21 protein-coding genes are annotated in these 19,302 nt (G+C 64.4%); 12 read left to right on the forward strand and 9 right to left on the reverse strand.

All coding sequences use genetic code 11. The annotated features are described in order from the left end of the window. Positions 1-77 precede the first annotated feature (77 nt). Entirely contained in the window at positions 78-689 is a 612-nt protein-coding gene (locus tag LB569_RS25065) for a TIGR00730 family Rossman fold protein (RefSeq protein WP_140710897.1), read from the reverse strand. Positions 690-832: 143 nt separating this feature from the next. Between LB569_RS25065 and LB569_RS25070 the strand changes: the two genes are divergently transcribed. From LB569_RS25070 to LB569_RS25085, 4 genes are all read left to right on the forward strand, one after another. Beyond that, positions 833-2,446 carry a LysM peptidoglycan-binding domain-containing protein gene (locus tag LB569_RS25070; RefSeq protein ID WP_224694498.1) on the forward strand — a complete coding sequence of 538 codons (1,614 nt, stop codon included), beginning with the start codon at positions 833-835 and terminating at the stop codon, positions 2,444-2,446. 79 nt (positions 2,447-2,525) lie between these two features. Beyond that, on the forward strand, positions 2,526-2,873 hold the full coding sequence (locus LB569_RS25075; protein WP_140710893.1) for an ArsR/SmtB family transcription factor: 348 nt from the start codon (positions 2,526-2,528) through the stop codon (positions 2,871-2,873). Between the two features lie 25 nt (positions 2,874-2,898). Further along, entirely contained in the window at positions 2,899-4,782 is a 1,884-nt protein-coding gene (locus tag LB569_RS25080) for an ABCB family ABC transporter ATP-binding protein/permease (protein WP_140710891.1), read from the forward strand. Positions 4,783-4,877: 95 nt separating this feature from the next. Further along, on the forward strand, positions 4,878-5,225 hold the full coding sequence (locus LB569_RS25085; protein ID WP_224694499.1) for an antibiotic biosynthesis monooxygenase: 348 nt from the start codon (positions 4,878-4,880) through the stop codon (positions 5,223-5,225). Here the strand turns inward: LB569_RS25085 and LB569_RS25090 are convergent. After that, entirely contained in the window at positions 5,222-6,088 is an 867-nt protein-coding gene (locus LB569_RS25090) for an SMP-30/gluconolactonase/LRE family protein (protein ID WP_224694500.1), read from the reverse strand. The genes LB569_RS25085 and LB569_RS25090 overlap by 4 nt on opposite strands. A 368-nt stretch (positions 6,089-6,456) precedes the next feature. On the opposite strand from LB569_RS25090, the gene LB569_RS25095 reads away from it, so the two are divergent. Beyond that, positions 6,457-7,155 (forward strand): phosphatidylserine decarboxylase, encoded by a 699-nt coding sequence (locus LB569_RS25095; RefSeq protein ID WP_140710885.1) that lies wholly within the window; start codon positions 6,457-6,459, stop codon positions 7,153-7,155. A gap of 2 nt (positions 7,156-7,157) precedes the next feature. Further along, entirely contained in the window at positions 7,158-7,976 is an 819-nt protein-coding gene (locus tag LB569_RS25100; protein WP_224694555.1) for a CDP-alcohol phosphatidyltransferase family protein, read from the forward strand. A gap of 24 nt (positions 7,977-8,000) precedes the next feature. On the opposite strand, the gene LB569_RS25105 is transcribed toward LB569_RS25100, so the two are convergent. Beyond that, positions 8,001-10,223 (reverse strand): AMP-binding protein, encoded by a 2,223-nt coding sequence (locus tag LB569_RS25105; RefSeq protein WP_224694501.1) that lies wholly within the window; start codon positions 10,221-10,223, stop codon positions 8,001-8,003. Between the two features lie 191 nt (positions 10,224-10,414). Here LB569_RS25105 and LB569_RS25110 point away from each other — a divergent pair, with 191 nt between their 5' ends. After that, on the forward strand, positions 10,415-10,903 hold the full coding sequence (locus LB569_RS25110; RefSeq protein ID WP_140710881.1) for an antitoxin Xre/MbcA/ParS toxin-binding domain-containing protein: 489 nt from the start codon (positions 10,415-10,417) through the stop codon (positions 10,901-10,903). Further along, positions 10,900-11,406 (forward strand): RES family NAD+ phosphorylase, encoded by a 507-nt coding sequence (locus tag LB569_RS25115; RefSeq protein ID WP_224540983.1) that lies wholly within the window; start codon positions 10,900-10,902, stop codon positions 11,404-11,406. Before LB569_RS25110 ends, LB569_RS25115 begins: the two co-directional genes overlap by 4 nt. Before the next feature lie 49 nt (positions 11,407-11,455). Here the strand turns inward: LB569_RS25115 and LB569_RS25120 are convergent, their stop codons facing one another. Further along, a complete protein-coding gene (locus LB569_RS25120; RefSeq protein WP_224694502.1) occupies positions 11,456-11,863 on the reverse strand; it encodes a tautomerase family protein in 408 nt (135 codons plus the stop codon). Between the two features lie 113 nt (positions 11,864-11,976). On the opposite strand from LB569_RS25120, the gene LB569_RS25125 reads away from it, so the two are divergent. Continuing rightward, positions 11,977-12,840, forward strand: a complete 864-nt coding sequence (locus LB569_RS25125; protein ID WP_224694503.1) for a LysR substrate-binding domain-containing protein — start codon at positions 11,977-11,979, stop codon at positions 12,838-12,840. A gap of 243 nt (positions 12,841-13,083) precedes the next feature. Here the strand turns inward: LB569_RS25125 and LB569_RS25130 are convergent, their stop codons facing one another. After that, on the reverse strand, positions 13,084-13,992 hold the full coding sequence (locus LB569_RS25130; protein WP_224694504.1) for a DMT family transporter: 909 nt from the start codon (positions 13,990-13,992) through the stop codon (positions 13,084-13,086). A gap of 53 nt (positions 13,993-14,045) precedes the next feature. Continuing rightward, positions 14,046-14,933 (reverse strand): DMT family transporter, encoded by an 888-nt coding sequence (locus LB569_RS25135; RefSeq protein ID WP_224694505.1) that lies wholly within the window; start codon positions 14,931-14,933, stop codon positions 14,046-14,048. A gap of 334 nt (positions 14,934-15,267) precedes the next feature. Here LB569_RS25135 and LB569_RS25140 point away from each other — a divergent pair, with 334 nt between their 5' ends. The 3 genes from LB569_RS25140 (at position 15,268) to LB569_RS25150 (ending at position 17,350) form a co-directional block, all read left to right on the forward strand. Further along, a complete protein-coding gene (locus LB569_RS25140; RefSeq protein ID WP_140710481.1) occupies positions 15,268-15,849 on the forward strand; it encodes a VOC family protein in 582 nt (193 codons plus the stop codon). A 26-nt stretch (positions 15,850-15,875) separates the two neighbouring features. Further along, a complete protein-coding gene (locus LB569_RS25145) occupies positions 15,876-16,724 on the forward strand; it encodes a glutathione S-transferase family protein (protein ID WP_224694506.1) in 849 nt (282 codons plus the stop codon). Positions 16,725-16,843: 119 nt separating this feature from the next. After that, positions 16,844-17,350 carry an OsmC family protein gene (locus tag LB569_RS25150; RefSeq protein WP_224540997.1) on the forward strand — a complete coding sequence of 169 codons (507 nt, stop codon included), beginning with the start codon at positions 16,844-16,846 and terminating at the stop codon, positions 17,348-17,350. A 98-nt stretch (positions 17,351-17,448) separates the two neighbouring features. On the opposite strand, the gene LB569_RS25155 is transcribed toward LB569_RS25150, so the two are convergent. From LB569_RS25155 to LB569_RS25165, 3 genes are all read right to left on the reverse strand, one after another. Next, positions 17,449-17,667, reverse strand: coding sequence for a hypothetical protein (locus tag LB569_RS25155; protein WP_015318519.1), 219 nt, complete (start codon positions 17,665-17,667; stop codon positions 17,449-17,451). A 167-nt stretch (positions 17,668-17,834) separates the two neighbouring features. Continuing rightward, positions 17,835-18,476: a hypothetical protein gene (locus LB569_RS25160; RefSeq protein WP_224694507.1), complete on the reverse strand. Its 642-nt coding sequence runs from the start codon at positions 18,474-18,476 to the stop codon at positions 17,835-17,837. Positions 18,477-18,554: 78 nt separating this feature from the next. After that, on the reverse strand, positions 18,555-19,295 hold the full coding sequence (locus LB569_RS25165; protein WP_224694508.1) for an SDR family NAD(P)-dependent oxidoreductase: 741 nt from the start codon (positions 19,293-19,295) through the stop codon (positions 18,555-18,557). Positions 19,296-19,302 lie beyond the last annotated feature (7 nt).

The raw sequence follows: 19,302 nt of genomic DNA on the forward strand, positions 1-19,302 counted from the left end.
GGGAGTAGGGGAGTAGGGGAGTAGGGGAGTAGGACTGCAGTCTCTGGGGCGTAACCCTTTCCCTTACTCCCCTCATTCTACATCTTGTCGATCACCGACTGGACGCCTTCCGTCGGCGCGTCGACCGAGGACCCGGCCACCATGATGGCGGCGACGATGGCCTCGGGGTCGTTGACGACCAGCGGCTTCACACGCTGCGCGGTGTGAATGAAGCCTTCCGCCGCCATGTGATCAAGCAACGACAGCATCGGGTCCCAGAAACCTTTGACATTGCCGAAGACGATCGGCTTGCGGTGATGGCCGAGTTGCGCCCAGGTCATGATCTCGACGATCTCCTCGACTGTGCCGATGCCGCCGGGCAGCGCCACAAAGGCGTCGGATTTCTCGAACATCTTGTGTTTGCGCTCGTGCATGTTGTCGGTGATCAGCAGCTCGTCGAGCCCGTCAAGCGCGGTTTCGGTTGCTTCCCTGTTGATGAGGAAGCGCGGAATGATGCCCGTCACCTTGCCGCCGGCCTTGAGCGCGCCTTCGGCCACGGCGCCCATGATGCCCTTGGTGCCGCCGCCATAGACCAGCCGCAGACCTGCCTTGGCGATTGAGCGTCCAAGCAGGTGACCGGCCTTGGCATAGATTTCATCGCGGCCCGGAGACGAGCCGCAATAGACGCAGACGGATCGAATCGTGTTCATACGGATGATTGGTGATTGGGTCTGAAAGCCTGGTCAAGCCCCAAGGCCTGACAAGGGCGGGCTTTTTCGTGTCGGCCCGTTTTTCTTGTCGGCATTGGCAAAACACGCTAGACCGGCGTTAGGTGGCTAAGGGGTAGGCAAATATGGCAATTAATCCATTGAAGGCGTTCCTGTTCGCGGCGGGTGGGACCGTCGCGGCGGCGGGAACCGCCTATGTATCGGGCGCACTCGACCCGTATCTTCATCCAGCGCCGCCGGCGCAAGTCGCGGCCTTGACGCCGCCCGAGGCGCCCAAGCCGGCGGATCCCGGCACGGAAGGGCGTCTGCCGGCTCCGGCGGTGCCGGCAGCACCGGCCGCGGCACCCCAGGCGACGGCGCCTGCCGCGCCCGCGACGGAAGCCGCGCCCCCGGCAGCACCCGCAACCGATGCGGCGGCCCCTGCTGCCGCTGCGCCGGCCGGCCCGATCGCGCCGACTTTCGACGTCGTGCGCGTCGAGAGCAACGGCTCGATCGTCGTTGCCGGCAACGCTGCGCCCAACTCGAAGGTCGAAATCCTCAATGGCGCGACGGTGATCGGCTCCACGGTCGCTGGTCCCGACGGTGCCTTTGTCATCGTGCTCGACGATCCCTTGAAGCCCGGCGACTATACGATTGCCCTGCGGTCGACGGTCGCCACGGTCGTGACTGCTTCGGCGCAGACCGCCGTGGTCTCGGTGCCCGCCAATGCCGCTGGCCAGGTGCTGGCCATGGTCGAGGAGCCGGGCAAGCCGGCCGAACTGTTGACCGTTCCCGCGCCCGAGACAAAGCCGGCGCCGGCAACCGGCGAGCAGGCCGCCGCTCCGTCTGCCGAGGCGCCCGCGACTGTCACTCCGGCGCCCGCCGCGCCGGCGCCGACCGCGCCAGCCGTGGTTGAGGCTAAACCCGCTCCAGCGGCACCTGCCGCGTCCGCCGTGGCTGAGCCCAAGATCGTCGTCGAGGCCGTTGAGATCGACGGTAACAAGATCTTTGTCGCCGGCCTCGCCGATCCCGGCCGCAAGGTGCGCGCCTACGCCAACGACATCCTGCTCGGGGATGCACAGACGTCGCCGGACGGCCATTTCCTGGTCGAGGCGACGCGCGACATTCCGGTCGGCAGCTATACGATCCATGTCGACGGCCTCGATGCCGACGGCGTGAAGGTGGTGGCTCGCGCGGCCGTGCCCTTCGAGCGCGAGCCCGGCGAGGCGGTCGCCGCCGTTGCGCCGGCCGAGACCAAGCCTGCCGAAACGAAGCCGGCCGACGTCAAGCCGGCCGCACCTGCTGCCGCGGAAGCACCAGCCGCTCCGGCGCCTGTGGCGCCTGCTGTTGCCGCCGCTGCTCCGGCGGAAACCGCGCCGGCTCCAGCCGCCCGGGTTCCGGCCGTTGCCGCCGCTCCGGCCGAGACTGCACCGGCGGCGCCTGCCGCCGAGGCTCCGGCGGTCGTCGCGGCGGCAACACCGCCAAGCGACGTGCCTGAAGTGGTGTCGCCCAAGCTCGAACATGCCGACGGCGCCGTCATCATCCGCCGCAACGACACGCTGTGGCGGATATCGCGGCGTGTCTACGGCCATGGCGCGCGCTACTCCACCATCTACCTCGCCAACCAGGACCAGATCAGGAATCCTGACCGCATCTGGCCCGGCCAGGTGTTCAAGGTCCCGGAAAAGTCGAAGGAAGGCGAAGCCGCCGACCTCAAGGCGATGGGCGAGCAGGCAACGACGGCACCGAAGACGGAATAGGAAGAGATCGGCGATTCCGGCGATCTACCCATCGGCCTAGCTTGCCCTGGCATCGTTCATCGTCTATCGCCGATGAACGATGACCGACTATACCTCTGTACCAGACCACGCCGCCACCGCACCGCCAGGCTGCATCGTGGACAGCCGCGCTGTCGCGGCGCGGTTCGCGGCACTCTCCCATCCGGCGCGGATCGAGATACTGAGGCATCTGTCCGCCAGCAGTTCCTGCTGCTGCCGTGAGGTCGTCGACCATTTCGATCTGGCGCAGTCGACCGTGTCCCAGCATCTGAAAATATTGGTCGAGGTCGGTCTCGTCCGGTTCGAGCCCGACCGCCAGCGATCGCGCTATGCTGTCGATCGCGCGGCACTTGCCGATCTATCGGCATCGCTGGGCGCGCTCATCAATTCCTGCTGCTCCGGCCGCTGACCCTCTGACCCAAAAGGCAAGAAAAGTGGCTGAAAAAACCGTCTCCGCCGACACCTCGACTCTCACGACATTGCGTAACCTCTGGCCCTATATGTGGCCGGCCGACCGCGCCGACCTGAGGGCAAGGGTGACCTGGGCGACGCTGCTGCTGGTCGTGGCCAAGGTGACGCTGGTCGCCGGTCCCTATTTCTTCAAATGGGCAACCGATGCGCTGGCGGGAGGCTTCAAAACGCCCCCGCCGCTGCCCTCGATCATGCTCGCCCCGGTGATGCTGGTCATTGCATATAACGTGCTGAGGCTCGTCCAGCTTGGCTTCAACCAGCTGCGCGATGCGCTGTTTGCCCGCGTCGGCCAGCATGCGGTGCGCCAGCTTGCCTTCCGCACCTTCGTGCACATGCATCAGCTGTCGCTGCGCTTCCACCTCGAGCGCCGCACCGGTGGCCTGTCGCGCATCATCGAGCGCGGCACCAAGGGCATCGAGACGATCGTGCGCTTCATCATGCTCAACACGGCGCCGACCATTCTCGAATTCGCGCTGACCGCTGGCATATTCGGTTTCACCTATGGCTGGAAATATGTGGCCGTGGTGGCGATCACCGTCTGCCTCTACGTCTGGTTCACGGTCAAGGCGAGCGACTGGCGCATCTCGATCCGCCGCGACATGAACGACAGCGACACGGACGCCAACACCAAGGCGATCGACTCGCTGCTCAATTTCGAGACGGTCAAGTATTTCACCAACGAGCGCATGGAGGCCGAGCGCTTCGACCGCTCGATGGCTCGCTACGAGATCGCCGCCACCAAGACCTGGACCTCGCTCGGCTGGCTGAACTTTGGCCAGGGCCTCATCTTCGGCGTCGGCACGGTCGTCGTCATGTGCATGTCGGCGCTGGAGGTGCAGGCCGGCACCCAGAGCGTCGGCGATTTCGTTTTCATCAATGCCATGCTGGTGCAGCTTTCCGTGCCGCTCAACTTCATCGGCTTCATCTATCGCGAGATCCGGCAAGGGTTGACCGACATCGAGCACATGTTCGACCTGCTCGACGTGCCGCAGGAGATCGTCGACAAGCCCAACGCCAAGCCGCTGGCCGTGAGCGCCGGCAAGGTCGAGTTCCGCGACGTCCACTTTTCCTACGATCCGAACCGCAAGATCCTGAAGGGCGTCTCCTTCGAGGTGCCGGCCGGCAAGACGGTCGCCATTGTCGGGCCGTCGGGTGCCGGCAAGTCGACCATTTCGCGGCTGCTGTTCCGCTTTTACGACGTGCAGGGTGGCCAGGTGCTGATCGATGGCCAGGATGTGAGGGACGTGACGCAGGACAGCCTGCGCGCGGTGCTTGGCATGGTGCCGCAGGACACAGTGCTGTTCAACGACACCATTGCCTACAACATCCGCTACGGCCGTGTCGGCGCCGGCGAGGAGGAGGTGCGCAAGGCCGCCGAACTCGCCCAGATCGGACCGTTCATCGAGAAGCTGCCCGACGGCTACAAGTCGATGGTCGGCGAGCGCGGGCTGAAACTTTCCGGCGGCGAGAAGCAGCGCGTGGCGATCGCCCGTACCATCCTGAAGGCGCCGCCGATCCTGATGCTCGACGAGGCCACTTCCGCGCTCGACAGCCACACCGAGCAGGAGATCCAGGCCGCGCTCGACCTGGTCAGCAAGGGCCGCACCACCATTGTCATCGCCCACCGCCTGTCGACGGTGATTTCGGCCGACGAGATCATCGTGCTCAAGGATGGCCAGATCGCCGAGCGCGGGACCCATGTCGAGCTGATGCGAAAGCACGGTCTCTACGCCTCGATGTGGGACCGCCAGCGCGAGGCGACCGAAGCCGAGGAGCGGCTGCGCATTGCCCGAGAAAGCGACGAACTGGGTGTCGTCGTGCGCCGGCGCACATCAGAGGTGTCGTAACTCAAAAAGCCTCTTGACCTCAACTTAAGTTGAGATTGTAGACCCGTCGCTCGAGAGCCGCAAAACAGCATCGTCGAGGACGGAATCAAATGGATATGAGCTTTAGGAATCAAGATGTTAACGGCGGCAGCGTGTTCAGGGTCGACAAGTTCGTCGTGCCCGCCAATGCCCGCGATGAAATTCTGGCTAAAGTGAAGATGACGCATGAACTGCTGCGTCTGCAGCAGGGCTTCGTCCAGGATTTCCTGCTCGAGCAATTCTCCGGGCCGGGCGAATTCAACCTCGTCACCATCGTCGAATGGGAAAGCCAGGCCGCCGTCGACAATGTCGTGCCGATCGTGAAGGCGGCGCACGAGCGCGTCGCCTTCAACCCGCGGGAGACGATCGCCCGGCTCGGTGTGCGCGCCGACATCGCCAACTATCAGCGCGTGCCTGGACTCTAGCCTGGCCAGCCGACGCCCGGTGCCGGCGCTTCGATGCCGAGCACCTGGCCAGTGCGCGCGTCGCTTGTCATATGCTCGAAGCCGCGCCACTCGGCTGCGGTGATGAACAGCGTTTTCCTGTCCACACCGCCCAGCATGCAGGCAAAGCAGCCGCGATCGGCGGTGACGGTGTGCAAGACGTCACCGCCTTCGCGCACCCGCACGCAGCGTTTGTTGGGAACATCCGCATACCAGGCCGCCCCGTCGGCATCGAGGCAGATGCCGTCGGGATATCCGTCGAGATCAGCCCAGACGCGGCGGTTGGACAAGGTGCCGTCGGCGGCGATGTCGAAGGCGGTCAGCCTGTTGGCATGGGATTCGGCGACGATCAGCGTCTTGTTGTCAGGCGTCACCGCCATGCCGTTGGCGAAGGCAATGGTGTCGGCAACTTGCCGCACCGCGCCATCAGGCGTGATGAGCACGATGGTGCCAGGGCCGAAATGCTCACCAGGCGCCGGCGCCGGCCCGCCGCCATTGACATAGATGTTGCCGCGCCCGTCGACGACGATCTCGTTCCACGGGCTTTTCGAAAGGCCGCGCAGGTCGGCATGGGTGACGAGCGAGCCATCCGGCTCTTGTCGCAGCAGCAAACCTTCTCGGCCCGAGATCACGAGCAGACGGCCGTCCGGCAGCCAGTCGATGGAGTAGGGCAGGACAGCCGGAACCCTGAGCACGACTTCGCTGTTGCCGTGCGCATCGACGGCAATGATCTCGCCGGTGCCCCAGTTGCAGACCCACAGGCGTCCATCATGCCGGCGCGGCGATTCGCCGAAGGCGAGGCCTTCCAAAAGGATATACGCTTTGTTGCCGGATGATATCTGCATGGGAGCCTCCGTTTGCACGCGCGTCATCGGCCCTTGCGATGAGGCGCTTCTCACCAAGGACGCACGAGATGGAAGTCTCCCGACAGCAAGCTAGTGAAGAACGCTTCAGTCGCGTGACGTTGACGTCACGGGTATTGGTTTGCAAGGCGGCGTCGGCGTAGATAGCCTTGTCGCTACGCTGACGGCCCTCGTGTAGTCAAAGGATAGCTTTGGCGGCAACCGGTCTCGACTGCACGAAACTCGGAGCGTCCAGCTACCCGGACACCGCCCTCCCTTGCCGGTTAATCCGCGCCGCCGATTGTCGCGTTGCGGGCAGGGGGTGTTTCCGCTATTGAGGCCGGACCTGAAACAGGGACCGCCCCCAGCCCATGAGCCTTGTCGACACGGTCAAGAACGCGTTCGTACCGATCCATCGCGAAGGCTATCCCTTCATCGCGGCCTTTGGCGCGGCGACCCTTTTCCTTGGCTATTTCTCCTCGATCCTGTTCTGGATCGGCCTGATCCTGACCGCCTGGTGCGTCTATTTCTTCCGGGACCCCGAGCGCGTCACGCCTGTCGACGACCGCCTGGTGGTCAGCCCCGCCGACGGCATCGTCTCGGCTGTCGGGCCGGCCGTACCGCCGCATGAGCTTGGCCTCGGCAATGTCGAGATGACCCGCATCTCCGTGTTCATGAACGTCTTTTCGTGCCACGTGAACCGCTCTCCGGTTCGCGGCCGCATCGCCAGGATCGAGCATCGGCCGGGAAAATTCCTCAATGCCGAGCTGGACAAGGCGAGCACCGAGAACGAGCGCAACGGCCTTGTCATCGAGAGCCCCAACGGCACCGTGGCGGCAGTCCAGATCGCCGGCCTTGTGGCACGGCGCATCGTCTGCTGGGCCGAGGCCGGCGCTTCGATCGGCACCGGCGAGCGTTTCGGACTGATCCGTTTCGGCTCGCGTGTCGACGTGTTCCTGCCTTTGGCCGCCACGCCGCGCGTTGCCGTTGGCCAGACCGCGGTCGGCGGCGAAACCGTGCTGGCCGAATTCGGCGGCATCGCCGGCACGCCCCTCGTGCGGATTTCATGACGGTGGGCACGCAGTATAAGAAGTTCGAAGCCCATGCCAGCGGCGGTCCGCGCATCCGCGAGATCCCGATGCGCATGGTGCTGCCCAATCTGGTTACCGTGCTTGCCATCTGCGCCGGCCTGTCCGGCATCCGCTTTGCCTTCGAAAACCGCTTTGAAACCGCCGTTGTCATGGTGCTGCTTGCCGCCTTCCTCGACGGCATTGACGGTCGCCTGGCACGAATGCTGAAAGCCACCTCCAAATTCGGCGCGCAGATGGATTCGCTGGCTGACATCGTCAATTTCGGTGTCGCGCCGGCACTGGTGCTTTATGCCTTCCTGCTCGACCGTGCCGGCTCGCCGGGCTGGATCGCGGCACTTTTGTTCGCAATCGCCTGTGGGTTGCGGCTGGCGCGCTTCAACGTGCTCGACGACGAGAAGGCCGAGCGCCCGATATGGCAGAGCGAATATTTCGTCGGTGTGCCGGCGCCTGCTGGCGCCGTGCTTGTGATGCTGCCGCTCTATCTCTATTTCCTGCGCCTTGGGGTGGAGCCCAGCCGGCCGGCCGCATTCGTCGCCACCGGCTTCACCATCCTGGTAGCCTTCCTGCTGGTCAGCCGGTTGCCGGTCTACTCCGGCAAGAGCATCAAGATTCCCGGCGACAGGGTGCTGCCGGTCATCCTCGCCGTCGTGCTCTACGTGCTCCTGCTGATGACCTATCCCTGGTACACGCTGACGGCGTCGGTCGCGGGCTACCTGATCTTCCTGCCGTTTTCCGTGCGCGCCTACTCCAAGCGTGCCAAGCTGGAAGGCGAGAAGGTGCCGCCTTCTGACATAGGTTAGAAGTCTACGCCGACCGCGAGGTATTCAGGCCGCCACGCCAATGCCAAGCCTGTCGATCGCCAGCTTCCTGGTCGAGACATAGTCGGTCTTGCCGGAGCCGAGCACCGGGATTTCCTCGACCTTGACGATGTCGTTGGGCACCATCAGTTCGGCTGCGCCGGCCTTTTTGCCGAACTGTCGCAACTCCTCGGCACTTGCGTCGTCGGCGGTGGTGACCAGCACAATGCGCTCGCCGCGCCTTTTGTCGGGCACCGCCACCGCGGCGTGGCGCTCTTCCGGCCAAAGCGACTGCACCAGCATCTCGACAGCGCCCAGCGACACCATCTCGCCGGCAATCTTGGCAAAACGCTTGGCGCGGCCGCGAATGCTGATGAAGCCTTCGCGGTCGACGGCGACGATGTCGCCGGTGTCGTGCCAGCCGGTCAGCGGCTGCAGTTCCCCGGGGCGGTCCGCGGTCATGTAGCCCATCATCATGTTCGGCCCGTCGAGCCACAACTGGCCGGCATCATTGATGCCTTCAATGGGCTCCAGCTTCATGCGGATGGCCGGCAGCAGCCGGCCGACCGTCCCGTCGCGACCATGGATCGCGGTGTTGACGGCAACCACCGGCGCCGCCTCGGTCAGGCCGAACCCCTCGATGATCTCGGCCTGGAAGCGCTCGCGGTAGACGCGACGGGTTTCCGGCTTCACCGCCTCGGCGCCGGCGACAACGAAGCGCAGGCTGGAGAAATCGCCATCCTTGGCGGTGCGCGCATAGTTGGCGAGGAACGTATCGGTGCCGAACATGATGGTCGGTTTCACCTTGCGCGCGATCTCGGGGATGATCTTGTAATGGAGCGGCGAGGGATAGAGGAACAGTTTTACCCCGGTGACCAGCGGCAGGATGGTACCGCCCGTCAGCCCGAAGGAATGGAAGACAGGCAGCACGTTGAGCAGGATGTCGGCCGGCGAGATGGTGATACGCGCCTCGGCCTGCATAGCATTGGCAAGAAGGTTCTTTTGCGACAGAACGACCGCCTTGGGCGTGCCCTCGGAGCCAGAGGTGAACAGGATCACGCCTGGCTTGGCCGCATCCTGCCGCTGCAGCGGCAGGCGCCACAGTAAGGCGGCGGCAAGCTTGTCCAGTGTGGTGACGCCTTGGCGTACATCTTCCAGCCACAGCAACCTGGCGCCGCCCTTTTCTACCGCGGCGACGATATCGGCGAGATCGGCCTTCTCGACGAAGGCGCGCGAAGAGACAACGGTGCGGATGACGGCCGTGCGCACGGCGGCCGTGACGCTTGCCGGCCCGGCCGTGTAGTTGATCATTGCCGCCACCCGGCCCGCCGACAGAAGACCGACGAGCGACAGCACGACGCCATTGGCGTTGGGCAGCATCACTCCGACCGCTTCGCCCGGCGCCGTGACCGCCTCGAAGCGCCTGCCCAGCACCCGCGCACCGATGAACATCTTGCGGTAGCTCAGCGCACCGGAGATGACGTCCTCGATGATTGGGTGCGAGGCGCCGACTCTGGCCGCCGCATCGCGCATGGCGAGGAACAGGCCACGGTCGAGGTCGGTGCCGAAAAGCCGTGCCTCGGCGACGCGGTCGAACAGCGCATTGGTGTTCGAGGCCTGGTCCGGGTTGCGCGCCACCAGTTCGGCGATGGTCATCGGCTCCAGCACGCTGATCGAAAGCCGTGGAAACCAACGACGCGGAGCCTTGTCCGCCGGCGTCAGCGAAACCGGCAGATCGCGCGCGCCGGCGACAAAGATCGGCACGATGCGCGCGTCTGCCTGCATGGCGATGCGGGTGACGGCGCGAAACAGCCGGAACGTCTTGACGTCGGGCTCGACCGCATCCGGCAGATAAACCGCGAGCCGCCCCTTGCCCTTCAGCACACGCACCAGCCGGCGGCTGACGAAGACATGTTCGGCGTTGAAGGCGATGGTGCGGCCGAGTTCGCGCCAAGGCTCGAGCCATGGCGAGCGCGCCGAGACCTCGTCGAGTATATGCAGCGTGTCGTCCGGCAGCAGCGACAGCATCAGCGCCGGTTCGAAGCGCGACTGGTGCGAGATGACATAGATGACCGGTACCTGCGCCTTGCCAGCGATCCTGATGCGATTGTCGCTGATCCGGTAGGCGAGCTTGAACGGCACGTAGAGCAGCGCCTGGGTGAAGCGCAGGCCGAGGCGGAACTTTTCCACCGCCCCGATCAGCAGCCAGGCCACAACCAGACCCGCAAGCAGCGCCAGTGTCAGGATCATGCCGCCTCGCTCCCAGCTCTCTCTAAGCGCGCGGCTCTGCGGCCGCTTCGGCGTAGAAGGTAGCGGAAGTGGGAACGGCGTCAATGAAGGAACTATTGTAAGCTGCCGTGGTGTTCATTCGGCAAACGGCACGTCCCTTGAATTATTGCGCCACCTGTCGTAAATAAAGTGACACGTGACGGAGATCTGAGATGACCAATCCCTCAATGGCGTTCATCGCCTCGCCTCGTATGGACACGGAGTTCGAGAAGTTGGTCGATCTGCTTGGTGGCCCGAACGTCCTTGGACATTCCGTATCCAGCCCGATCGAGGCTCACGAAATGATCTTGAACGGAATTCCAAGCCAGGCCCTGGAAAAGCTGGTCACGCATTTGGCTGTGATCAACCTCGCCGATACTTTCGAGGCCGCTTTCGGCATGAGTGAGCGAACCTTCCAAAGGCACAAATCGGATCACTCCAGAACGTTGAGCAAAGAGCAGGGCTCACGAACCTGGAACTTTGCAAGGATTCTCACCAAAGCCACATCCGTGCTGGGATCACAGGCTGAGGCCGAGAAATGGATGATCCGGCCTGCGATGGGCCTGGACAATCGACGGCCTATCGATTTGCTGACCACGGCAGCTGGTACTGAATTGGTTCAGGAGTTTCTCGATCGGCTTGACTACGGTGTCTACGCATGACGCCTTTGCCGGGTTCTCTTGGGACCGGCGCGGTGTTTGGCTGGAGGCTCGATCACGAGCGTTTCAGGTCGACATGGGACAGCGGCGAGGGCGCATTCAAGCTCGGGGCGAGATGGAACAGCAAGGGAGTCAGGGCGGTCTACGCATCGGTCGACCCCTCGACAGCTATCCTCGAAGTGGCGGTCCATAAGGGCTTCAGGACGCTCGACACGGTTCCTCACATCCTCACCTCATTTGAAGTCAGCGATCCAGCCAGCATCCATGTGGCGACTATCGAGGACGTCCCCAATCCCGCCTGGCTGCGCCCCGGCATACCCAGTGCGGGCCAGCAGCAATTTGGCGACAGCCTGCTGGCAAGTCACCCCTTCGTTCTCCTCCCGAGTACCGTGTCGCTGCACAGCTGGAATTTGATATTCGACCCAGGCGCCGCCACGGGCCTGTACGAGATGCGCCTTCAGGAGCATTTCGCGCTGGACACAAGATTGCATCCCCCTGCAGCCTAAAGGCGCGTCGCTCAGAGACGCTTTCGGCCCACGCGGCTAAAGCAATCGCTCACGCCGCCTGCAGACGCCCGCTGATAAACCGGAATTCCTGCGTCTTGCCGCCATAGCCATAGGCGGCGGCAGGCACTTCGTGCACGAAAGCGTAGCTTTCCTGGTGCACGCCGCCCAGCAGGCGGTCGAAGGCGTCGAAGATCGCCTTGAGATAGGCCTCCAGTTCGAGCTTGGTGTTGGTGCCGTCGACCACCTTGATGTCGAGCCAGAACGTGTTGGTGCCGTGCCCGGCGAGCGACTTGCCGCCGGCGAACCAGTGCCGCGGATCGAAATAGGACACGGCGACCGCGGTGATCGTCGGGTCCTTGCGCAGATGCGTGGCGGTTATTTCTGTTATTTCCCTGGCTATCTTGGCGGACAAGGCTGCGTCTGGCTTGCCGGTGACGTTGACATTGATGATAGGCATTTTTCTTTTCCTTGGTTTCTGACGGCGTCGGTCGCCGTTGCAGGGACCATGCCATCATCCTGGAATCGAAAAAATCGAATTGTTTTCAACAGAAGATTCGATAATATCGAATTATGGAAACGCTCGACCCGGACCTGCTCAGAACCTTCCTTGCTTTCGTCGACAGCGGTTCGCTGGCGCAGGCGGCGGCCAATGTCGGCCGTTCGCCCTCGGCGGTAACCGCGCAGATGCAGCGTCTGGAAGAGATGGTCGGCGAGCCGCTCCTGGCGCCGCAGGGCAGGGGGCGCGGCCTGACGCCGGCCGGCGAGGATCTCGTCGGCCATGCCAGGCGCATTCTTGCCGTGCATCGCGAGGCATGGCTGGCGCTGAAAGGCGCACGCGCCGCGGGGCGCGTCGCCATCGGCACGACACAGGATTTCGCCGACAGCGGCCTGCCGGACCTGCTGCGTGCCTTCGCCACCAGCCATCCCCGCGTCAGGATCGAATTGCGGGTCGGCCGCTCCGCCGAACTGGCGCAGGCGCTGCAGGCCGGCAGCCTCGATCTGGCGATCGTCATGCGCCAGACGGCGGTGCCGGACGAGGTCGGCGTGCTGCGCGAGCCGATGGTATGGCTGTGTTCGAGCAAGGGACTGGCCTCGCGGCAGGAAGAATTGCCGCTGGCGCTGCTCGACCCCTATTGCGGGTTTCGCGAAGCGGCGCTCGCCGCGCTCGATGCCGCCGGCCGCCGCTACCGCATCGCCGCCGGCAGCGCCAGCCTCGCCGGCTTGCGCACCGCGGTGAATGCGGGCGTGGCGCTGACCTTGCGAACCCCGCGCTTTGCCCATTCCGGCATTGTCGAAGCGCCCCGCGAATTTGGGCTGCCGCCGGTTCCAATGGCCGAGTTCGCCATCCGGCTGCGCGCCGGCGCCGATGCGTCCGCGCGCGATCTTGCCGCGCTGCTCGGCGGCAGCCTGGCTTCATCCGAACCGCTTAGTTGATTGCCAAAAGGCTGCATTCCGTCATCAGCCTTTTGGCAAAGAAAAAGCCGACCTTGCGGTCGGGCCTATCTACCCAAAAGAAAAAGCCGACCTTGCGGTCGGGCCTATCTACCCAAAAGAAAAAGCCGACCTTGCGGTCGGCTTGGGAGTAGGACGGGCCGAGGGGTTTGGGGGGACTTGGGGGTGGCCCGTCGCACCAATAATGTCTGAGCGCGGTGATGGTTCCGTGACTCCCGAACTTTTTTAAGAAATATTTGATGCCGGACGTTGCGAGCGTGCCCTCAGCCAGTCGCGGCCGGCGTGGGCGAAGACCGCGCACAGCACGATGGCGCCGCCGACCATGCTCGCCACTGGCGGTATTTCGGCCAGGAACAGGAACGCAAACAGGATCGCGAACGGCACTTCCGCCGAGCCGAGCAGGCCCGATTCAGGCGCCGGGATCAGCCGCGAGCCTTCCGTCCACAGGATCGAAGCCAGCGCGAAGGACGCGCCGAACGTGGCAAGCAGGATAGCGTCCCTTGATGAGACCGCCAGGGGATCGGTGACGAACCAGCCGAGGATGAACAACAGGAAGGCCGAAACCGCGCCGGCCCACACCGCCGGCGTGTCGCGGAAAGCGCGCACCATGATCATGTAGAGCGCGCTGCCGGCCGTCATCAGCAGCGCCAGCCCGTCGCCGAACAAATTGCCGGTCCCGAAACCCGACCAAACCATGATGGCCACGCCGCAAAGCGATACCGCCGCCGCCACCATCGTCTGGAGGCGGAAGGGTTCGCGCACCAGAATCCAGGCCAGTACGGCGGCAATGAAGGGCGACGTCGCGTAGATGACCGCGACATTGGCGACGAAAGTGAACTTGAAAGCGGAAATGAAGGCGATGCTGGCCAGCGCGCCTTCCACCGCCAGCAGCCAGCCGCGCCAGCCAAGCCGCAGCGGTTCACGCTTGCCGGCACGGCGACGGCGCCACAGTACGTAGAGGCTGATCAGGATCGCGCCGACAAAGCCGCGCCAGCAGGTGATCGTCAGCGGATCGGCGTGGATCGACTTGGTCAGCACACCGGTCAGCCCGAATACAGCCGCCGAGGATGACACGAGGATGATGCCCAGCGTACGCTCGGCGACAGTGTCGGTGGTGGCTGTCACATCAGTCATGCCGCAAGACTACGCCACTCCATCCTGACATCGTAGCGTCAGTATAATGACCATCACAGCCGCTTGCGGAAATGCTCGCCGCCGATGATCAGCAGGCCAGCGGCGACGATCAGGGCAGCACCCAGAAAGACCTCGCGGCGTGGCACGTCGCCCCAGATGGCGAAGCCGAGCGCGAACGCCCACAACAGGGAGGTGTATTCGAGCGGCGCCAGGATCGATGCCGGCGTGCGCTTCATGCCTTCGAAGAGAAGATATTGCGCCAGGCCGCCGAGTGCACCGACGCTGGCAAGAAGCAGCAATTGCCTCGGGTCCGGCGTATGCCACCACAACAGCGCCGGCACCGCCGAGAACACCAGGAAATAGAAATTGTTGAGGAGGAGCTGGATCATCGAGCGCTCGGCAAGCGCCGTCTTGCGCAGGAGAACGATGGCGATGCCCCACAGGAAGGCCGCCGTCAGCACCAGCAACACGGGCACCGACAGGCCGAGATGGGCGGGATCGCAGGCGACAAAGACACCGGCAAAGCCAATCAGGACCGCCAGCCAGCGCAGAACAGGCACCTTTTCGCCGAGCAGGACCACCGAAAGCACGGTGACGATGATCGGAGCCGCGTAATAGACGGTGGTCAGTTCGGCGAGCTGCAGGCTGCGGGCGGCATTGTAGTAGCAAAGCCATGCGGCGAGCGTGAAGGCGCTGCGCACCAGCATCGGCAGCACGATCGGGGAGCGCACCGTGTCGGCGAACAGCCGCCGTCCGCCGATCACCGCGCAGGCGCCAAGAATGGTGATGCTGCGAAAGAACATGATCTGCCAGACGGTCATGCTGGTGACCAGCAGCTTGATCGAGGCGTCCTGCGTCGAAAACAGCAAATAGGCGGCGCCCGTCAGCAGGATTCCGGCCAAGATCTTTTCGCGTGTATCGAGAATGGCGATATCGGCCATAAGGCGTGCGCCTGCTTGAGTGAAGGCGGCCCCAGCCCTGTCGGCTCCGCGCCTGTCAGCTATACGGGCGAAATCCCGCATGGCGCTGCTCCAGCGCCATGCTTGCGTTTGGGGCAGGGAACCGTGGCGCGAAATACGGCCGGTCCCGGATACGGCTTCTGGCGCGGCACGGCTGATTGGTTTAGCATCCTCTCATAAAGCCGGAGACAAGGCAGGCGCGCGGAACGCCGGGGAACGGACAGCAAATGGCGCTCGGCTCAGGCCGGATGTAGCATGTGCGGGCGCCGCCTGAAGGGCCGCGTCTGTCAGAGCGGATATTGCGGGGAGAAGGCCGATGCGGAAACTGCAGTCGCAAGGCGTCCATCACATCACGCTGGTCGGTGCGGGCCGCCAGACCTCGATCGATTTCTGGGAAGGTGTGCTGGGCATGCCCTTCATCTTCGAGCAGCCCAACCTCGACAAGCCGAGCGAAAGCCATCTCTATTTCGATCCGGGCGACGGCCGGCTGATCACCATCTTCACCGACGAGACCCGCACCGCCGTGAAGCGCCGCACCCCGACCGACCCGGGCTGTGTGCACCACATCGCCTTTTCGGTGTCGCGCGTCACCTTCCTGCAGGCGGTCGCCCGGCTCGACGAGCGCGCCATCAAGCATAGCGGCATCAAGGATCGCGGCTTCATGGATTCGATCTATTTCGAGGATCCGCTCGGCCTGCTGATCGAGCTTGCCTCCTACCGTTTCGAGCCGCCCGCCGGCTTCACCCATGCCGACGTGCTGATGGAGGCGCACAGGCTTCGCGTCGCGCGTGGCGACTATAACATCTCCGAAGTGCATCTGGCAGACGCCATCCAGGCGCTTGTGGAACGCGCGCGCGCGACATTGTCGGCCGACCGCGCACCCAAGAATCCATATTGAAGGCTGAACAGGCAAGGGAGGAATACGTGGCAAAGGCAGTGGCGAAGAGCGCAAGGAAACCAGGGGCCAAACCAGCATCAAAAGCCGCCGCGAAACCGGCCGCCAAACCAGCGGCCAAGACGGTCTCGAAGGCAGCCGCCGGCAAGACCGCGGCCAAGGCCAAGGCAAAACCGGCCAGGAAACCAGCACTGACCATCAGCATGTTGAAGCCGAGCGTCAACAACATGACCGTTCGCGTCTTTACCCGCGCCGCCGGGCTCGACCATGCGGAGACCGATGTGTGGGGACACACGCGCTCGCCCGCATACATGGCGCGCAACCCAGCCCATCTGACGCCGATGATCGAGGACAAGGGACTGCCGCGCGGCGTGCTTTGGGAGAGTTGCGCCATCATGCAGTATCTCTCCAACAAGCATGGGTTGGAGAAATTCTACCCCAAGGCGCCAGCCAAGCGGGCGATGATAGACAGCGCCATGTTCTATCTGATCGGCACGCTCTACCCCTATGTGGCGCGTGCCACCTATCCCGCGCTCGGCTTCCCGCAATATGCCGGCGAGGTTGGCCACAGCGACGCCCATCCCGACAGGAAGTCGGAAGCACAGAAGGCGGCGGTCGCCGCCATTGCCGAACCGCTCGAGGTCTTCCATTCCTTCTTTCGCGCCGGCAAGCCGTTCATCGGCGGCAAGAACCCGTCAATCGCCGACATCCGCCTGGCGGCGACCCTGGAGTTCCTCGGCGTCATCGACTACGCCCTGCCCAAATGGGCGAAGGAATACATGGCCGCGATCGAGAAGAAGCTCGGCAAGGCCTATGCCGGCCCGGCCGGCGACGTGCGCGGCTACATCGCCCATGTGAGGTCGCAGGCCAAGGCGTGAGGCGGGCGGGGAGAACCCGTTGGCCGGCGTCGCAAGACGCGGCCTCCTCCGCGTCTGGCGGTGCAGCCACCGTCTGTCTAGGAATTGCGGTACACAGAGAGCTATCGAAAGGGCAAGACATGGACGCGACGGGATTGAAGGCCATGCAGGCGCCGCTGAAGGAAACCTATCGCGATGATGCCTCGCGTGCGCTGATCACACTGCGAGCCAAGGGCGCGATCGACGACCAGTCGATCGCCTGCAAGGTCGAGACTGGCCGGGCGATTGCCGTTGCCGGCCTGCATCCGGCAACAGGCGGCTCGGGGCTCGAACTGTGTTCGGGCGACATGCTGCTCGAGGCGCTGGTGGCGTGCGCCGGGGTGACGCTGAAGGCGGTGGCGACGGCGCTCGAGTTCAAGCTCGGCGCCGCCACGGTGGAAGCCGAAGGCGATCTCGATTTTCGCGGCACGCTTGGCGTCGCCAAGGATGCGCCGGTAGGCTTTCGCGCCATCCGGCTCAATTTCAGTCTCGATACCGACGAGCCTCAGGAGCGTATCGCTTCGCTGCTGAAGCTGACCGAGCGCTATTGCGTGGTGTTCCAGACCATCAACCAGAAGCCGGAACTGACGGTGAGCGCCGGCCGTTGAAGCTGCCGATCTTCCCAAAGGTCCGCCCTCGTGGGGAGATGCCCGGCAGGGCAGAGGGGGGCGCTGTCCCGCCGGCTTTTGTCAGTGCAGCGCCTTGCTTACTGTGCCGCCGGCTCTTCGGCGTCGCCTTCGTCGGTGAAGGGCGAGGCGCTCGGCACGCACTGCACGGACCAGCCGGCGGGTGTCGGCTGCTTCTGATACTCGGTGATGGCGGCGGTGCACTGTTCGCGCTTGTCGAAGGTGCTGGGCAGCACGACCATGCCGCCCTGCGGGCCGGCGATTACCAGATACCAGACCAATGCTGCGGTCGTAGCCATGGGGTTTTCCTTGTTCTGCCTAGGGGCGCTTGTTGTAGGAGTCGTCCGATCCTAACAACTCCCCGGAAATGACGAAAGCATGACCGCCGCGCGGCCTTCTCCCGTCAGATCACAGGCGCGTGATGAGCCGGCGGATTTTCAGGCTGGCGTGTTGCCGCCGCCACGCTTCAGTCGGTCGCGAAGCAATAGAACAGGCCGTCGCCGCCCGTGCCTTTCAGCGCTTCCTGGCTGCAGCCGCCACGCGAGGTATGCGAGGAGTTCCACGATTTCGCCGCCGCCGAATCGTCGAGCCCGGTTCGGTCGTGATGGCCCATCATGGCCACACCTTCGGCACCGCTCAGCGTCCAGTCGCCACAGGTCTGGTCGGCGATCCTGGTGCCGTCGGGCTTGGACCCGGTCAGCATGTCGTGCCGGTTGGGCGTGTCGCCGCGGCCATTGACCGTCTCGCCCTTCTCGTTGAGCGCCGTCTGTTTGGTGATGCCGTTGGCGTCACCGTGAAGGGAGGCGACGTCATCGGCGATCTTCTCGCCCTTGGCGTTGAACCAGGGACCCTTGCCGATGCGGTCGCGCGCATCCTCGGCGCTGGTCGAGAGATAGGCAGCCCAGCTCTTGCCGGTGACGCCGGCGGCTTCGGCAAGCGAGGCGCAATGCGCGTCGGCGCCCTTCAGCCCGCCAAGATCGGCGCCCTTGCCGGAGCCGACACTGGTGACGAAGAAACTCATCTTGGTCTCTTGCGAGAGGGCGGCACCTGCGGTGGCCGCGAGAGCGGCCGTGACGGCGGTGGCGGCTACGATAACGAGTCTGCGCATGTCGGTCCTCCGGTTTCGAATATCCTACGTCAGAAGAACGTAGCCGGAGGCGCTTTTAATCCGTTTCGAAGCCGAGTTTTATTCCGGTTGCCGATAGGCGACGAAGCGGTTGTGCTTGGCCTGGAAGATCAGCCCGGTTTCCGTGAGGTCCGGGCTGGCCAGCGGAACGATGCGTTTGGCGATCTCGGAGGGGTGCGGCAGCGTCTCCGGGTCCTCACCGGGCACGGCCTGCGCGCGCATCGCGGTGCGGGTGGCGCCGGGGTCGGCGGTGTTGACGCGCAGCGGCAGGCTTTGCGTCTCATGCGCCCAGGAGCGCATCATGGTTTCCACCGCCGCCTTCGACGCCGCGTAAGGCGCCCAGAAGGCGCGCGCCGAATGCGCCGCGTTGGACGACAGAATGATGGCGCGGCCGGCATCCGAAAGCCGCAGCAGCGGGTCGACGGAGCGGATCAGCCGCCAGGTCGAGGTGACGTTGATGGTCATCACCTTTTCGAAGGTCTTGGCCTCGACATGGCCGATCGGCGAAATGACGCCGAGCACGCCGGCATTGGCGACGAGAATGTCGAGCTTGCCCCAGCGCTCGTTGATGGCGCCGCCCAGCCGGTCGATGCCGGCCATGTCGGCGAGATCGAGCGGCACCAGCGTCGCCTGGCCGCCCGCCGCCTTGATCTGGTCGTCGAGTTCTTCCAGCCCGCCAACGGTGCGGGCAACCGCGATGACATGAGCCCCGGCAGCGGCCAGTTCCCTGGCGATGAAGTAGCCGATTCCACGCGAGGCGCCGGTGACGACCGCTGTGCGGCCGGTAAGGTCGAGAGTCATGCGAGAG

Origin of the sequence: Mesorhizobium sp. BH1-1-4, assembly GCF_020165665.1 — a bacterium.
Classification (GTDB): domain Bacteria; phylum Pseudomonadota; class Alphaproteobacteria; order Rhizobiales; family Rhizobiaceae; genus Mesorhizobium.

Bases quoted from the DNA above. Each gene is read 5' to 3' on its own strand.
- LB569_RS25070 (WP_224694498.1), top strand. From the start codon at position 833: ATGGCAATTAATCCATTGAAGGCGTTCCTGTTCGCGGCGGGTGGGACC.
- LB569_RS25065 (WP_140710897.1), bottom strand. From the start codon at position 689: ATGAACACGATTCGATCCGTCTGCGTCTATTGCGGCTCGTCTCCGGGC.
- LB569_RS25090 (WP_224694500.1), bottom strand. From the start codon at position 6,088: ATGCAGATATCATCCGGCAACAAAGCGTATATCCTTTTGGAAGGCCTC.
- LB569_RS25165 (WP_224694508.1), bottom strand. From the start codon at position 19,295: ATGACTCTCGACCTTACCGGCCGCACAGCGGTCGTCACCGGCGCCTCG.
- LB569_RS25115 (WP_224540983.1), top strand. From the start codon at position 10,900: ATGACGCCTTTGCCGGGTTCTCTTGGGACCGGCGCGGTGTTTGGCTGG.
- LB569_RS25130 (WP_224694504.1), bottom strand. From the start codon at position 13,992: ATGACTGATGTGACAGCCACCACCGACACTGTCGCCGAGCGTACGCTG.
- LB569_RS25150 (WP_224540997.1), top strand. From the start codon at position 16,844: ATGGACGCGACGGGATTGAAGGCCATGCAGGCGCCGCTGAAGGAAACC.
- LB569_RS25125 (WP_224694503.1), top strand. From the start codon at position 11,977: ATGGAAACGCTCGACCCGGACCTGCTCAGAACCTTCCTTGCTTTCGTC.
- LB569_RS25105 (WP_224694501.1), bottom strand. From the start codon at position 10,223: ATGATCCTGACACTGGCGCTGCTTGCGGGTCTGGTTGTGGCCTGGCTG.
- LB569_RS25135 (WP_224694505.1), bottom strand. From the start codon at position 14,933: ATGGCCGATATCGCCATTCTCGATACACGCGAAAAGATCTTGGCCGGA.
- LB569_RS25085 (WP_224694499.1), top strand. From the start codon at position 4,878: ATGAGCTTTAGGAATCAAGATGTTAACGGCGGCAGCGTGTTCAGGGTC.
- LB569_RS25075 (WP_140710893.1), top strand. From the start codon at position 2,526: ATGACCGACTATACCTCTGTACCAGACCACGCCGCCACCGCACCGCCA.
- LB569_RS25120 (WP_224694502.1), bottom strand. From the start codon at position 11,863: ATGCCTATCATCAATGTCAACGTCACCGGCAAGCCAGACGCAGCCTTG.
- LB569_RS25140 (WP_140710481.1), top strand. From the start codon at position 15,268: ATGCGGAAACTGCAGTCGCAAGGCGTCCATCACATCACGCTGGTCGGT.
- LB569_RS25155 (WP_015318519.1), bottom strand. From the start codon at position 17,667: ATGGCTACGACCGCAGCATTGGTCTGGTATCTGGTAATCGCCGGCCCG.
- LB569_RS25160 (WP_224694507.1), bottom strand. From the start codon at position 18,476: ATGCGCAGACTCGTTATCGTAGCCGCCACCGCCGTCACGGCCGCTCTC.
- LB569_RS25095 (WP_140710885.1), top strand. From the start codon at position 6,457: ATGAGCCTTGTCGACACGGTCAAGAACGCGTTCGTACCGATCCATCGC.
- LB569_RS25110 (WP_140710881.1), top strand. From the start codon at position 10,415: ATGACCAATCCCTCAATGGCGTTCATCGCCTCGCCTCGTATGGACACG.